The organism is Luteolibacter pohnpeiensis (genome assembly GCF_016595435.1).
GTDB classification, from domain to species: Bacteria; Verrucomicrobiota; Verrucomicrobiia; order Verrucomicrobiales; family Akkermansiaceae; genus Luteolibacter; species Luteolibacter pohnpeiensis.
In genome coordinates this window covers 34579-49868 of sequence record NZ_JAENIJ010000031.1, presented here as the reverse complement: position 1 = coordinate 49868, position 15290 = coordinate 34579, and the positions used below count along the sequence as shown (strand labels likewise).

At 53.0% G+C, this 15290-nt stretch carries 12 protein-coding genes; 2 read left to right on the top strand and 10 right to left on the bottom strand.

Annotation, left to right across the window (positions count from 1 at the left end):
- Positions 1-463: 463 nt before the first annotated feature.
- The 7 genes from JIN85_RS16285 to JIN85_RS16255 all read right to left on the bottom strand — a co-directional run bounded on the left by JIN85_RS16285 (position 464) and on the right by JIN85_RS16255 (position 8765).
- Positions 464-3079, bottom strand: a complete 2616-nt coding sequence (locus JIN85_RS16285) for a glutaminase family protein (protein ID WP_200272722.1) — start codon at positions 3077-3079, stop codon at positions 464-466.
- A 218-nt stretch (positions 3080-3297) separates the two neighbouring features.
- A complete protein-coding gene (locus JIN85_RS16280) occupies positions 3298-3918 on the bottom strand; it encodes a hypothetical protein (protein WP_200272720.1) in 621 nt (206 codons plus the stop codon).
- A 178-nt stretch (positions 3919-4096) separates the two neighbouring features.
- Positions 4097-5056: a hypothetical protein gene (locus JIN85_RS16275; RefSeq protein WP_200272718.1), complete on the bottom strand. Its 960-nt coding sequence runs from the start codon at positions 5054-5056 to the stop codon at positions 4097-4099.
- A 23-nt stretch (positions 5057-5079) separates the two neighbouring features.
- Positions 5080-5907 (bottom strand): hypothetical protein, encoded by an 828-nt coding sequence (locus JIN85_RS16270; RefSeq protein WP_200272717.1) that lies wholly within the window; start codon positions 5905-5907, stop codon positions 5080-5082.
- A 5-nt stretch (positions 5908-5912) separates the two neighbouring features.
- Positions 5913-6863 carry a hypothetical protein gene (locus JIN85_RS16265; RefSeq protein ID WP_200272715.1) on the bottom strand — a complete coding sequence of 317 codons (951 nt, stop codon included), beginning with the start codon at positions 6861-6863 and terminating at the stop codon, positions 5913-5915.
- 76 nt (positions 6864-6939) lie between these two features.
- Positions 6940-7797 carry a hypothetical protein gene (locus tag JIN85_RS16260; RefSeq protein WP_200272713.1) on the bottom strand — a complete coding sequence of 286 codons (858 nt, stop codon included), beginning with the start codon at positions 7795-7797 and terminating at the stop codon, positions 6940-6942.
- Between the two features lie 86 nt (positions 7798-7883).
- Complete coding sequence (locus JIN85_RS16255; RefSeq protein ID WP_200272711.1) at positions 7884-8765, bottom strand: HAD family hydrolase; 882 nt, start codon at positions 8763-8765, stop codon at positions 7884-7886.
- A gap of 145 nt (positions 8766-8910) precedes the next feature.
- On the opposite strand from JIN85_RS16255, the gene JIN85_RS16250 reads away from it, so the two are divergent.
- Positions 8911-10113 carry a DUF4886 domain-containing protein gene (locus tag JIN85_RS16250; RefSeq protein WP_200272709.1) on the top strand — a complete coding sequence of 401 codons (1203 nt, stop codon included), beginning with the start codon at positions 8911-8913 and terminating at the stop codon, positions 10111-10113.
- Here JIN85_RS16250 and JIN85_RS16245 read toward each other — a convergent pair.
- Complete coding sequence (locus JIN85_RS16245) at positions 10060-11505, bottom strand: SLC13 family permease (protein ID WP_200272707.1); 1446 nt, start codon at positions 11503-11505, stop codon at positions 10060-10062. The two genes, JIN85_RS16250 and JIN85_RS16245, sit on opposite strands and share 54 nt — an antisense overlap.
- Positions 11506-11782: 277 nt before the next feature.
- On the opposite strand from JIN85_RS16245, the gene JIN85_RS16240 reads away from it, so the two are divergent.
- Positions 11783-12469, top strand: coding sequence for a PEP-CTERM sorting domain-containing protein (locus JIN85_RS16240; protein WP_200272705.1), 687 nt, complete (start codon positions 11783-11785; stop codon positions 12467-12469).
- A gap of 77 nt (positions 12470-12546) precedes the next feature.
- On the opposite strand, the gene JIN85_RS16235 is transcribed toward JIN85_RS16240, so the two are convergent.
- Both JIN85_RS16235 and JIN85_RS16230 read right to left on the bottom strand, forming a co-directional pair.
- A complete protein-coding gene (locus JIN85_RS16235; protein WP_200272702.1) occupies positions 12547-14292 on the bottom strand; it encodes a cation:proton antiporter in 1746 nt (581 codons plus the stop codon).
- Positions 14293-14334: 42 nt separating this feature from the next.
- Complete coding sequence (locus tag JIN85_RS16230) at positions 14335-15231, bottom strand: TIGR01777 family oxidoreductase (protein ID WP_200272700.1); 897 nt, start codon at positions 15229-15231, stop codon at positions 14335-14337.
- Between the last annotated feature and the right edge of the window lie 59 nt (positions 15232-15290).

Here is a 15290-nt window from a genome sequence, read left to right as displayed (position 1 = left end):
CGGATCGAACACTTCGTTATCGAATTCAACCCCAACAGATAAATCTCACCCCGCCCTGCTGCCACCGGTTTGAATGATCTGAGGTAAATCCTCAAATGCTCGGAACACTGGAATTCCGCTATTACTCCGCAACGCAACAGCAGGTGTTACAGCTTTGAATAGGCCTTTTCAGATTTTAGTGAATAGAGCCATGGATGCGTAATGTATTCAGCCACATACTTGTTTTGAAATGTGATAAACGTAGGCTGGTCGCTCACTGAGCCCGGCGGAATGGCGGTTGGGCTGCTATTCTTATTTGGAAAATTTGGTCAAATTGGTCGCATCTGAATCAACCCGAAGTCTTGCGCTCCGTCTGGAGTGCTCATCTTCGATAAACGGACAGGCTTTTTGAGTTTGATCTAAAGCACAAAAAAAGCGCGGAGGCATTACCCCCGCGCTTTGGTGCATGGTGGATCGGGGCGAATTATTTTTTCTTACCGGGAAGAACGTTTACGATGCTGACATCCAGATACTGGCCACCACCGGTTTGGTGACAGTGAACGGCGATGATGTTTTTGCCTGGTTTCAGTGCGGCTTTGCCTTCTTCTGTCAATTCGATGATTTTTGGAGCAGTGACGAAGCCCCCGGCATCTGCAGCATGTACACCGTTGATGTAAACTACGATGTCTTCATCATGATAGGCTGACAGAGCGACAGTCGATGGAATCTCATGCGGCATGGTGAACTCGCGTCTTACCCAAATGTCGGAGTTTGTCCACGGGGTCCGGATTTTGGCACGAGGTGGTCCACCTCCACCGAATCCTGCGGCACCTTTTTTCCAATTCGAATCGTCGAAGCTTTTGCTGAACCAGTCAGCCGATGGCTTGTCGGTGGTATAGCTCCAGATGACATCATTCTTGTCTTCGGCGCCTGGAACCAGGGTCTTGACGATAGGAGCGATGTATTCGGGCATTTCTGCCCAATTTGCAGCTTTGGTCCGGTCTTTTGTGGCGTATTTTTTCCACAAGTCTGGATGATACAGAGTTTGGAGGTATACGCCGCCAACTACGGGGCGGGCGGTAAATCCGACTTTTTTGCCGCTGATGGTTTCATACCAGTCGGTCATCGGCGAGCGGGAAGGGCCTTCGTTGAGGAACTTGAAAACGGGCGAAACCAAGGCTTCGAAATCGTTTTGATCCTGAGTGAGAGTGGCGGTCCAAAGAATCCAGTCGAGCTTGGTGTAGGTCTTACGGTTATCCAGAGGCAAGCCGTAGGTGTTTTGCTTCTTCAGGTAATAATCCATTTCGCTGCGGCGGACTTCGTCTGGAAATAGATCCAGTCCGAGGATTTTGTCCCAAACGAGATTGTATTTCTGACTCCAGGTGCCAGCACGATCGAACGCAAGGCGGGTGTGATCGCCATCTGTTGCTTCCTCAACCCATCGTTTGGCGAATTCTTTGGCGGTCTTTGCATATTCCTCAGCCAGCTGGGTTTCTCCGCGCATTTCGCAGAGTTTGGAATAGGCAGCGAGACCGCAGATTGCTTTGACACTGAGATTCACGTTGTGAGCGAGGTGGCCCGCAAAGTCGTCGGTGCAGAGCTGGTTTGCTGGATCAAATCCTTCCTTTTTCAGGTAGGCGGCCCATTGGCTGAGGCGATCCCAGTAGCGGCCTGCATAGTCGGCATTGCCATCGATTTTTGCAACGGCAGCCATGAGAATGAGAAGGTTCCCGCTTTCTTCGACTGGCATCTGGTTTTCCTCGGTCCTTTCACCACCGCCGTAGACTTGTCCGTTCGCCCATGGGTAGGTGCCAAGATCGTGTGGTGCGAAAGGGAATTTCCAGCGATCGCTTTTTGCATACTCCATGAACGGAGTGATGAAGGATTTGGCGACGCTTGATCCGAACAGCAGAAACTGAGGTGCCATTGGGTAGAAAACGTCCGAAGTGGCGATGCAGCCGTTGGAGTGGTTTTCCTTTGAAAATTGCAGTGGCTGACCGTTTTCATCAGCCACGAATTTTCCGGCTGCGAAACATTGGCGGTAAGCAAGGGAGGCAAGCTTTGCGTATTTTTCACCACCGATGGATTTGAGATCAGCGTAGAGATCGGCATCGAATTTAGCACAATGCTCCTGGATCGCGTCGTATTGCTTGGCGGAGGCTGCGAGGAGGTCCTTCGCTTCCCAGCCATTCCGGCGCCAATATGGCCGGAGGTTCTTGTGATTGTATTGGATCGAATACAAATCGTCATAAGCGAGCATCGCCCATCTGGAGACGCTTTCTTTTCCAACTTTGACAGACTTGAGCTCAAGGCCAGCAGCGATGCCATCGGCATGATCGGATGACCCGCTCGCGTCTTTTTTGGTTTCCAGTCCTTTTTCAGCAAATGAAAGTGCAAGGTCTTGGGGCGCAGCGAAGGCACGGGATTCCGTGACACTGTCTGGTGCTGCGAGGTAAAGGTAACCCCAGTCGATACGCTGGTCATCGCCAGCTTTACCTAGGATTTGTTGGGCCTTTGAGCCAACACTCAAGACGGCCAGTCCGTCTGCGCTGGCATCTTTCCAGGTCACAGCCTGATCGGTGTTGTTTACCGTGAGCTCACCCGATGCCGCGAGGTAGACTGAAACATCGTGCTCCTTACCGTCTGTTGCTTTGAAATCGTAGGTCAGATAAGTGACTGGACGTGAAAGCAGGTCCATGTCTTCCGGCAGTGCCGGAGTGGTGAAGGTGAGTGACAATTCGATGCCTTCACCTGCAAATTGGTAAACCGTTTGGGTGGGGTGAACGGTCAGGGAGGTCTGCTCCATGGCGGGCACGGAGGATGGCGTAGCGCCCATGACACGGAGCGATTTACCATCGATTTTTACCAGACTGGTCAGCTGATGGCGGCGTCCGGTCCAGTGAGTGGTTTCAACGCCATTGAGCGTATCGCCAGGGGACCAGATGCTGAAGTAAGGGTCGCACGCCACCAATGGGGTGGCAGGCGGAATCAAATCGGTTTCACCAGGCGGATGCTGGCGTGTGTCCGCGGCGTGTCCCGTCGCGCTCGCCGCGATCAGGCACGCAGCGATTTTTGTGGTGAATTTATGGGTTCTCTTCATGGTGAATTTCTTCGAAATTACTAGCGAATGGGACAAAATTAGACACCGGCATGAGATTGCCTGTCAAACACAGCTAGGTATGCCAAACCCACATGGCTGCGGTGGAAATCCTCATGAAAATGGATTTCTTTGCCCCAAATGAACTCCCTTGGAGCGCAAAATCGCGCCGCTGGATAACCAACGACGCGATTGCATGGTACCGAACAAGCGAACTGAAATCAGCGTCTTCTTCGAACGAATGCCGACCCGATGGCGGCGGCTCCCAGCAGTGCAGATGAAGGCTCCGGGATTGGAGAATAGGTGTAGGTCAGATCCACCGATGCATTGATGGAAATATTGGCATCGGTAAAGGTGCTCGAAATGGTGAATGGCGTATCCCAAGTCACATCGACATCTCCGCCGCCTGTCAGAGCATCCAGGATCGTCTGATCGAATGTGGTTCCAACATCCGCAACATTGTAGGTGTAACTAAAGCTGGTTGAACCGCCTGGGAAACTGAATGAAACCGGAGCGCCACCACCACCGCCGCCTCCGCCACCTGATGCGCCGGTCAATGTGGTAGATGCAATGAGGAAATCACCTACATAACCAACACTTCCACCACCCGATGAGGCATCAAGAGTACCCGACAGAGACCATGTGATAGTGAAGGACTCCAAGGTTCCAAGGGAGGCATCGAATGCAGGCAATTGAGCGGTCAGGTAGCCTGCAGAGAAAACCTCCTGGGGAGATGTAATGGATGCATAAGACTCATTGACGTTGAATGAGTCAGAGTAACTCACTGTTGCAGCCTTGGCACTGCCAAGGCATAACATTGCCGAGAATAGGTATTTTTTCATTTTTAGTGAGGAGCGTATATCCGGTTGCATTCCTGCAAACTGAGATCGCGCGCACTAGCCGCATGGGATAAAAGCCAGTTGAAACGGGACGATGGCTCCTTCTTAAGGGATGGCACCGATTTCAAAATAGGGCTTTAGTCGACTCTCGGGTCCCCAAAGTTTCCGCGATTTCCAACGCTCAATTGGTGGCCGAGATTGGATTTGGTATCCGAAAGTAGGCTTTCTGACTCGATGGGAAATTCGGGTCGTTCACCAAAGTGCCCGGTGGGATATTCCGAACGTCGATCTGGCGCTCACTGTAAGGGCTGACAACATATCCGGGTTTTCCGGCGATGTTTTTTGCCGACGGATACTCAGTTTCCTTGCTCGAATTGAAGATCGCCTCGGCATCCGCGCTGTAGTCAAACACGTGCTCCAGTCTGGGCAATGCCCGGACCGGGAATTCCTTCTCGGACCACGGCAGGGACTGGCTCCAGTTTCCATTCGTCAGCTTCAGTAAAATCCCACTGCCCGGGCGAGCGGTGATTTCCAAACTGATGTCATCGGTTCGCCGGGTATTCCAACCCGGCACGGGCTCGAAAAATCGATGCAGATTGCCGCGCAGAAAAATCGCTTCAGCCAGCTCGTCGCCGAACTCGCTCGCAAGCGCCTGCTTCAGGGCTGGTAGACTTTCATCATCGTGGTCGATCCAGTTCACGTGAAAACTCCCGACTTGGCTTCTCTCCGCATGCAGATTGGCCAATTCCCAGGCACGGCGGGCGTTGGCAGACGAGCGGAGGATTCCGGCAAGTAACACGCGTTGCGCCTCGCTCAACTTCAACCACCTCGCGAGATGTGGAAATCCAGGGTCAATGATTCTTTCATCGTCTCCCATCCAATATCCTGCAGAGAGCTGCGGGCTGCCGCGTAAGGAACGCAAATCGGCCAATTGAGAGGCGAAAATTTCATCCGGATCCGGCGCCGCCACTGGCATTTCTGCAGGTGGCTTTTCGGCTGGTTGGCTTTGGAGTTTCGGGGCAATGGGTTGTTTCACACTGCTCGATTGCTCCACCAATCCCAAGGCGTCACTATCTGCGATCAACCAGCCTGCGACTGCGGAGCAGGCGAGGATGAGAATGGAGTAGAAAGCGGCTTTCATGGGTGGTTACAACCTTGAGGCAGTCACGGGTGATCAATCCGTTGCTTCACGAATTGATCCCAGTCAAGATCAGGGATGAATCGTTCAAAAGGTTTCATGTTGCGCATTTGTTCGGAAATTTGATCGTTCTGAACTTGTAGCATTATACGAAACTGCTCGGGATTTGCGTCGCCATTGCTCCGATCGATCTCAAACTGCAGAATGGTTTGGTCCGAGCTGGGCAATGCATTGAAGCGAATCTCAAATTTCGTCTGTTTGGAAATACGATCCCCTAAAGCATCCAGATCTGTCACAGCTTTCAAGCGAGAGTAATCCCGATCACCGATCACCGATTTGAGCTCATCACCGAATGACTCAAGCCGTTGATGAAAACCAGCAGCAGCATGACCGAGATCGATTTGAATTTTGCCGGGAACGGTGGAATCGACCACTGATTGATTCTGGATGATTTCGTATGCATCCGTGGAAAACGTGCGCATCTTTTGATCGAACCTTGCAGCCTGCGATTCCTCTAGCCCGAGAAATTTCGCCAAATCAGTCCACCAAGTTTGGTCCAGGAAGTTATTTGCCTCACGAGACTTATGGTAAGAGAGAATGAACCGACTGGGTTCCTCCAAAATGAGATCAGCCTGTTCACGAGTGAGGCCTACTTCTTCTTGGGTCGCACGCGAATTCCGCACGGTTCGGGGATTAGAGCTATCTGCAGACGAGCGATTGACAGTGCGCGAAGTGGCCGATGCGTTGGAGCTCGTTTTCTGATTCGTGGAGGAACCGGATTGTTCGCTGTTTCCGGCAACATAGCCCAAGGCGAGGCCAAGAATCGCGCCACCGAGTGTTAGATAGGTTTTCATGGGAATTAATTTTCAGCTGGTGGCGGCACTCTGAAATATTTCTTTTCTGCTGATGGGAAGTTTGGGTCTGCGACCAATGTGCCTGCTGGCATGCCGCGGACATCGATGATTTTGCCGCAGAACGGACTGGATACAAATCCTGCTTTGCCCGGGATGGCTGCGGCCACAGGCGGGCCTGATTTTTCACTCAATTTCAGCATGGCCTCGGCATCACTGCGGTAATCAAATAAATGAGCCAGCCTGAGCAATGGCAAGCTAGTGGGATCGACCCCGGTTTGAGGAGATACGGACCTCCAATCACCATTGGTAAAAATAAAGTCCAGGCCACCATTTGTGTTAGATTTGATCGTCAATAGGATCTCAGGGATACGGCGCTGCTGCCAACCGCTGAGCGGTTCGAAAAATCGGTGAAGATTTCCCCGGATGAAAATCGATTCACCAAGCGTCTCGCCAAACTCGCGCGCGAGTGCTTGCTGCAAAGCAGGCAGGCTGCTGGAGTCGTGATCGATCCATGCGAGTTGATAGATTCCCTCGTCTATTCGTTGCGAATGGATGTTCCCGATTTCCCAATCACGTCGATCGTTCTCGGCTTCACGCAAAATTGAAGCGAGGGCATTTTGCTGGTTTTCGGTCAGCTGCAGCCATTCTGTTAGATGTGCGAAATTCGCATCGCGGATTTCAGTTTCATCGCCGAACCAGAACGCAGCGGTGAGCCGTGGACTGCCTTTGAGATCGCCGAGTCCTTGCAGCATGGAGAGTGGAATCGAGTCGCCATGGTGGGTGGTGCTGGTTTGCTTGCGCTGCTCCTGCGCAGCACGCTGCGGGCGTGGAGGGATTGCGGCAGTAGGGCTGCTTGCATGGGAGTCCGCACGGGAAATGAGCCCGCTTTTGGCAATCATCCAGCCAAGTCCGGCGGATAGGACCAAAGCAAGGACTGGATAGAAATATGCTTTCATATCGGATTTAATCCAAGTTTCACTAGCTTCAGGCGCGAGGATTAAAAAGCATTTCCCTGAAAATTTTTCTGCAGCTTCAAGGTGCGGAAAAGGCCGCTCGATTGAGCAAATCGCCCAAACGAAGCTGTGGCATGATTTCCGGGAAGATCGCTTCTTGTTTGAGGATTTCAGCCACAATAGGAGTCGCATCCATCATGCGGCGCTGGGCGAAAAGTGCATCATTTTGGAACCAGCTGATTGTAAAAATCACCCGATCGTCCGCCAACTCAGCTTCCGAATCATCGGCAGGCGGATATTCCGTGGTGATATGGATCCGCGTGTCGGGCGTGACGACTTTTTTTAGACCATCAAGTTCGGCGATGAGGCTGAGTTGTTGAAAGCACCGATCGTCCACCAGATCTTCAACCGCGTGCTCGAATTGGTCGATGGCGCGGGCAACGGGAGCGGCGGCTTGTTGGTAATCGATCACCACATCCGCTGGATTGGTTTCGTCGATGCTCGATTGCTGATCAATCGCCGTGCGGATGTCATTGGCGCAGCGATCGAGAGCTTCCTTGGCTTCGGCTTGTTGCTGGCTATCCCAGGTGAAGAACCTGGCGGTCATGGCGACCCAATTTTCGCGATCGGACGGACTTTGCAAACGATCCAGTCGCAATCGGTAAGCGGTTGGATTTTTCAGCAGCAAATCCACCTGCTGTTGGCTGAAACTGAGCTTATGCGGCTTTTCAGGTTCCGGAGTTTCAGGTGCTTTAGCGGTGTGTGCAGCATCGATCGCGGCAGGAGTTGGTGGAACAGGGGCCGGATCGAGATCGGTTAGATTCCAGAGACCGAACTGATCCGATCGGGTCACATAGCCAATGCCGAGGCCGAGCAGTGCACTGGCTGCCCAGAGAAACCAAGGACGGGAATGATCTTTGGAGCGGTCCGATACCATGTGAATCCTTTTTAGCCACCCGTTCCATGCATGGCAAATCCCGAGTTGATGCGGCTTGAATGCACCGCGTGGAGGATTTTATCGCCTTAGAACGTCGGTGCTGCGACGGTTGCGCGGCTGAGTTCGTCACTGCGGCGTGTGAGAATGCGGTCGGCAGTTTCCGTGACCATTTCCTGCAGCAACAACCAGAGATGTGAACCTTGGCGATAGTCGGCTGGAGCGATGTGTTTGACTCGTCCTGCGTGGGTTGAAAGTTGGAAGCATTTGCGGAATGAACGTCCGGTTGGATCTTCTGGGTTATAAACCGCGATGCCTTGGCCGCCGTTGCGCGCCATGACCGTGAAGCAGGGCACGTCTGTCGGGCCATCGCCGACGTATACCATGTTCTCGAACGGGATCGGCCGTTGTTCAGGTGGCATGTGATCGTTCACGTCCTGATCGTAGCGCAGCATGCCTTTGTTGATGCGGAACAGGAACTGGGTTTTGGAAGTGTGGGAAATCACACGCTTCGGGAAACTGATGCGGCCCTCATTATCTTCGCCGAATTCGCAGCCGAACATGGCTTTGACAAATGGTTTCAGGCGGGAGCCATCGAGCAATGCCTTGAGTCCGGAGGAAATGATGTAGTGCTCGACTTTGATCCCCGCGGCTTCGTGCTCCGGGCGTAGCGCGGCTTTTGGCAGATCTTCGAAAAGCTCAGGGAGGCCAGGGAAAAAACGCAACCCGGCACCAAGCTCGTTGAGGCGGGTGTTGGTCACATTGTCCATGCCGAGGTAGTCGAGCAAACACTTCATGTAGGCCAGCTCACCGTCCCATTTCTGCTCGTGAACAAGGGCATTGCACTTCTTCCAAAATTGAGTCGGATCAATTCCAAATTCAGGGAAAAGCACATCATCCTGCATGTAGCTAGGGCTGAGCGTTTGGTCGTAATCGTAGACCAGGGCGATTGTGCTTTGCGGGGCGGCCATGAGGTGAGTTTAGGATCGAATTCCGAAGAGTCGAGATTCAAGAATCTCACAGCTGCCAGCCATCTTGGGAAAAAAGGTGGCGGAACTCCTCGTATGAATCTGCTCCTAGCTTCTGCTAGCTCGGATCGATCGCCAATACCCCATCATGCGCCTTCTCAATTTTGCTCCACGTGTTGTTCGCACCTTCTTGTTGTTGGTATCGATTTCATTGCCGTGTCATGCCGGGCAAAAAGTTTTGTTCATCGGGAACAGTTTCACATTTGGCCATGGTGGGACTGCTAGCGTGCCTAAGATTTTCGAACGCATGGCCATCGCGGGCGGAGATGGTGAGCCGCTTGTGAAAATGTCAGCAGTGGGTGGAAAGAATTTTGAGTTTCATGAAAACGATCAAGGCACCCGTGCAGCAATCGGTTCGGAACCTTGGGATTACGTGATCTTGCAAAACTACTCCACCGAGCCGACGCATCTCGGGAATCTGGATAAGCACTTGGAATTTGGAAGGGCACTTTATGAACGCGTGATTTCCAATCGGGCGGATACCGAAGTGATCCTCTATGAGACTTGGGCGCGTAGTGCGAAGCATCCACTTATCTCGGGGATTTCGATGCCGGACTCCTTTGCTTCCACGACTGAAATGCAGGATGAATTGAGAGCTGGATATCGCTCGTTGGCCGAAGCTCTCAATAAGGATCATCCGGAAAATCCTCCGGTTCTGGTGGCTCCTGCAGGCGATGCTTGGTTGAATGTCGGCGGGATGCTGGCTGAGACCAATCCACAGTTTTCTCACCTACATGATATCGATGAGTATCATGGAAATGATAATGGTTATTTTCTAAGTGCGGCTGTTTTTTATGCGACGATATATGGAAAAAGTCCTACAGGCTTGCATTTGAATCCTGCCGTTTTGTCCCTGGGATTGAATCTAACGGTTAATCCATATGATTTGGAACAAGCGGCATGGGAAACGGTGACGGGAACGATGAAAGTGGGCTTTCAAAGTCAGCCGGTTTCGATATCAGTTGGAGAGCATCAATCGGCGAAATTCCAAGTGGAAGTCCGGGGCTCTCAGCCGATCGAGGTTCAATGGATGAAGGATGGTGAACCGATTGAAGGAGCTACCGCATTGACATATGAATTGCCTAATGCGCCAGCAACCATGAATGGGGCGTTGTTTTCGGTGCGTGTCTCAAATGCGATTTCTTCGGCGGTCAGCAATACAGCAACGCTCCAAGTGATGGCAATGGCGACGGATGCCGCCAGCGATGCCACTCCGGCTTCAACCACGGCATCACCATCAAAGGCTGAAAACCCAGCGGCCGATGGTCCACATGAGCAGGGGAATGAGTAATAGGAAAAGGAGATCGACCCACAGCCCGGATCGTATCATGCGAGGTAAGGGGACGAGCCCGGAGCCATAGGCAATTGCATTGGGTGGAGTGCCTACCGGGAGCATGAAATCGGCGCTGGCAGCCAGCGCGACTGGAGCTGTTAGAAGTAGGATGGGTAGATCAAGAGTTACAGCGAGTGCGCCGATGACAGGTAAAAATGCAGCGGTCGTGGCGGTATTGCTGGTGAGCGCGGTTGCGATGATCATGACCGCAACCACCAGGAATACGATCCACAAGGCGGGCCAAGATGCGAGTCCGTTGAGCATGCCGGCCATGGACTCGGCGAGTTTGGTTTTTTCAAAGGCGGATGCCAGGCTTAGGCCGCCACCAAAAAAGATGAGGACATCCCACGGGATTTTCCGGACGGCATCCCAATCAAGCACAAACCGGCGGCTTTGAAATTCGGCAGGGATGAAAAAGAGAGTGGTGGCGGCGGTCATTGCGATCACCTCATCCGTGATGAAAGGATACGAGGATTTCCAGAATCCACGCGTGATCCAGGCAACGACAGCGCAGCTGAAAGCCAGCAAGACGATCCATTCAGGTCGAGTGGTTTTACCAAGTTTGATGAGCTCTTGATCGATCGAACTTTTGAGTCCCGGCGTGTCGTCATTTTGAACTCTGAAGCTCACCCGCGTCAGGATAAGATGGGCCAACGGGACGGAAAGAATGACTAACGGAACGCCGAGTTTCATCCAATCGGCGAAGCTGATATGGATGCCGTAAGTGCGTTCCAGAAAGCCTTTGAGAATCGCATTGGGTGGCGTGCCAATCAGGGTTCCCATCCCGCCGATGTTTGCGCCATAAGCGATGGCGAGCACCAAGGCGCTGCCTAAATGGCTGGATGGGGCGGTGAGCGATGCGTCCCGTTTAAGGATGCCGTGTATGGAGATCGCAATCGGCAGCAACATCATGGCTGTTGCGGAATTGCTTACCCACATGCTCAGAAAGGCCGCCGAGACCAGAAAGCCGAGAACCAGCGATCGCGGTTTGGTGCCAAACACACAGATGATCCGGAGCGCCAGGCGACGGTGCAAATTCCAACGTTCCATCGCGATGGAAAGCATGAAGCCTCCCATGAAAAGATAGATGATGGGATCCGCATATGGGCTGGTGGCTTCTCCCACAGATGAAACCCCTGAAAGGGGCAGTAAGACGATAGGCAATAATGCGGTTGCTGGAATGGGTATGGCCTCAGTTACCCAAAGGAACGACATCGCAACAGCCAGCAGGGCGACTTTCGTTGCTTCATGACTCAGATTGGGAAGTGCTGGCGAAAATACGCTGAATAGCAATAATCCAACGCCAATGAGCAAAGTGGCGTGATGTTTCAGCGGGTGACCAGTTGACATTCCACCATCTCAGAGGCGAAACCGAAACGGGGAAAGCTGAAAAATGATCTCATGTCTGGCGGAATGAGGACGAATGGATGTTGTCAATATGGCGTTAGAGCCTCGCGATATGGCAGTGAGTCCAGTGAATCTTCGTTCCTTCCTGGGAATGGATGGAGTGATTTTTTGATGGAATCTTGATCGATCCAGACTGAATCGGTCATAGCGCTGAAAATGTCTTGAGAACTTAATTTGTGGTTAGGTATTTTACCATATTCCTCAAAAATCAATGAACCCTATGCGATCAAAACTGTTTCTACTTGCGCTCCCGTTGCTATCACTTTCGTCAGCTCATGCTGCATTGACCTATGTCGATGCAACAGGCGGTGAAGGCGGTAATACCGTAAATGCTTCAACGCTGAGTGCCACGGATTGGTATATTGTAAATCCCAGCGGAGGCGCTGATAATTTTCTCTGGGATTTGCGGACTACGGGACCTGGTGCGATTGGTTACAATGGCACTGCTTTTCAGCTTAACCTCGCGGATGGAAGTCTGATGATCATGACGGCCGTAACAGGTTTGTCGGCGAATACCACTTACACTGACATCCGGTTGTACTATATTGGCAACGTTTCCACCGCCACCAACCGCAATTGGAGCCTTTCAGCGAGTGTTGAAAGCGCAACCACTGGATTCGTTACGTATCTAGACAACGATGGAAATGCGTTGGTAGATAGCAGTACAGATGCTTTGGGAACCAGCGATGCTTCTCCAGCGACTGATACTCGTTATTGGGTTTCCCTACCTGATGTCACCACGGACGAGACCGGAACTTTCTACGTTTGGGTAGATGCATCGTCGGTTTCGAGCGATCGGGTTGTCTATGATGGCATTGCTTATGGTGAAGCCATTCCTGAACCATCCGTGGTCTTGATGTCAGGGCTTGCCATGGCTGGCATTGCATTCTCGCGCCGCCGCCGCTGATCTTTTCATGGCTTGATGAAATCAAACCCTGTGTGGCGATGGTAAACATGGCCCGCAGGGTTTTTTAGTAGCCGGTTCTAGGAGCGACTGGCGATCTGGCGAATCTCATCAGCTGAGAGATCCACGCGTTGATAGACGGATTTGATGGCATGAATCATGGCGATGGAACTTTCTCTTTCATCGTGAAACACCGTGATATCCAGTTGCCGAAGTTCGGCGATCTCTGAGGCAAATTTTCCGCGGCCAAAAATGGCAACACTCGGATTGTGCTCGCGAACCAGTGGAACGGCGGCTTTGGTCAGTTCGACGGCTGGAAAAGTAAACGCGACCAATCGCGCGCGTTTGATGCCGGCAAGTTCGAGTGCTTCCGGATGGGTTGCATCTGCAAAGAGCACCGGCTGGCCTTCCGCTTTAAGTTGCCGGACCGTATCGGAATTCAGCTCAAGGATCAGGGTTTCAATACCAGATTGTTTGAGCGCTTCGTTCAACGCCCTGCCAACCGGACCATAACCACAGATCACGGCATGATCGGTGAGCTCCTTGATCGTTTGTGAAGGCCCGAGATTTTCCGGACGAGGAAGGCGATGGCTATCGAGGTTGAATCGGCTCTCAAGAAATTTTCCGAAACCATTGCTGCCTCGCATTAACAAGGGCACCACTGCCATGGTAAATGCGGAGCAACTCAGCAGGAGCTGTTGGGTAGAAGCCGCTAGAGGGTGGTAACTATTTGCCTTTGCAATTAACACCAGTGAAAACTCACCAGAGCTGGAGAGAGCGGCGCCAGTGAGTAACGCCGGCCTCAATGGCAGGCGGAACAGGCGGGCGATTTTGAAGGCGATCAACCCTTTCACCAAAAGAATCACTGCGCTGCAGCCGAGGATGCGAACCCAGTCCTGGGCAACCACCCAGACATTGATTTGTAGCCCGATTGAGACGAAGAAGATGGCCAGGAACAGATCGCGGAATGGCATGATGTCCGCCATGATGCGATGACGGTAGATCGACTCACTGACAACCACTCCCGCGGCGAATGCCCCGAGCGCCGGTGAGAGTTTCAACACAGCTCCAAGGACGGCGATGCCGCTGCAAAGCGCGACCACGGCCAGGGTAAAAAGCTCCCGGCTACGAGTTCGTGCAACAGCATGGAGGATTGGCGTGACGCCAAATTTGCCGATCAAAAGTGCGCCACCCAGAAATAGAATTCCACGGCCTAGTGCGAGCAGGATTCCCACTGAAATTGAGCCTTCACCCTTGCCATACAAAGCCGGGAGGATCAGGAGAAAGAGAATCACCACGATGTCTTGAAACAAGGCGATGGCGAGCGAAGTCCGGGCACTTGGGTTGTTCGACTGGCCCATGTCCTGGAACGATTTCATCGACACGGCTGTCGAACTCAGGGTGATTGCAACGGCCAGCACGACCAGATCGGCACCCGGGAAGGAAGTGGTTAGCCAAAGGGTGAGGCCAGTAATGATTGCGGCGATCCCGACTTGGCTGCCGCCCCCAAGCAGCGACACGCGCCATAGATGTTTCAGTTCGCCCAACGAGAACTCAATTCCCAGCGTGAACATCAAGAGAATGATGCCGAGCTCAGCGAGGTGAGAGATGACAGCATCCGTTTCCGCTTCAGGCCCGCCGACCAGGGCAAGCAAACCTGCGTTCGCGATGATCACTCCGCACAAGAGGTAGCCGATCAGAAAGTTTTGCTTCAGCTTAGCCAATAAAAGCGACATCAGGACGGCAAAGATCAGCACCAGGCTGAGCAGCGCAAACAAGGGCGAAACATCGGCAGAACCTGCTGCCAGAAATGAGGGAATGAACACGGAGCTAGGGAAAAAATCGGAGTCTTGTACTGCTTAATGAGACTATCCGATGAGATCTGACAAGGCGGATTCCAAATCCTGGAACTCGAATTCGAAACCGGCTTTGATTAGGGCAGACGGGACGGCCTTTTGACTTCCTAACAGGGCGCTGGCAAATCCACCAAGGGCGAGTTGAAGCGCAAATCCCGGAACGGGAAAGATGGCGGGGCGATGAAGTGCATTCGCAAATTTTTTCGTCATCTCCGCATTGCGTTCCGGGTGTGGCGCGGTGCCATTCACCGGTCCGGAAATGTCGGCTTCTGTGACGGTGTAAACGATTGCCCGGCGGAGATCATCCAAGTGAATCCAGGGGACCCATTGTTGCCCGGAGCCGAGTCTGCCTCCCAGGCCGGTGCCCAATGCCAAGCGGAGTTTCTTGAAGGCTGGCCCCTCTTTGCCGAGGACCACCCCGATGCGAAGCAGGACGACGCGGACCCCGAGGGTTTCTGCTTCCAAGGCGGCGGCTTCCCACTCGCTGCAGACATTGGCGAGGAAATCGTCCCCGCAGTTGGCGGATTCTGAAAGCAATTCGTCTGCCCGGTTTCCATAATAGCCGGTGGCGGAACCATTGATCAGAACCGCGGGGCGTTGGTTTGCGGGCAGGCGTGCGATGGCTGCGACGATCTGCCTGGTTGTCCCGACCCGGCTATCGATGATTTTTTGGCGATAACTGCGGGTCCAGCGCTTGTCCACAGGGGCGCCGGCGAGGTTGATTACGGCGAAATGATGGGCGAAATCGAGTGAATCGTAGGATTGCCAGCGATCGATCTCCGGACTGGGTTGCTTTGCGGCGCGGCTGATGCCGGTGGTGCGGATTTGCTGTTGTGCGAGGAGCGCGGGCAGGCCACGGCCGATAAATCCTGTGACTCCGGCGATGGCTGCGCGTTTTTCCCCAAGCATGGCCACATTCTCTCCCGGAATGGGGAACGGGTAAAATGATTTCTGAGATCGGAGCCCGC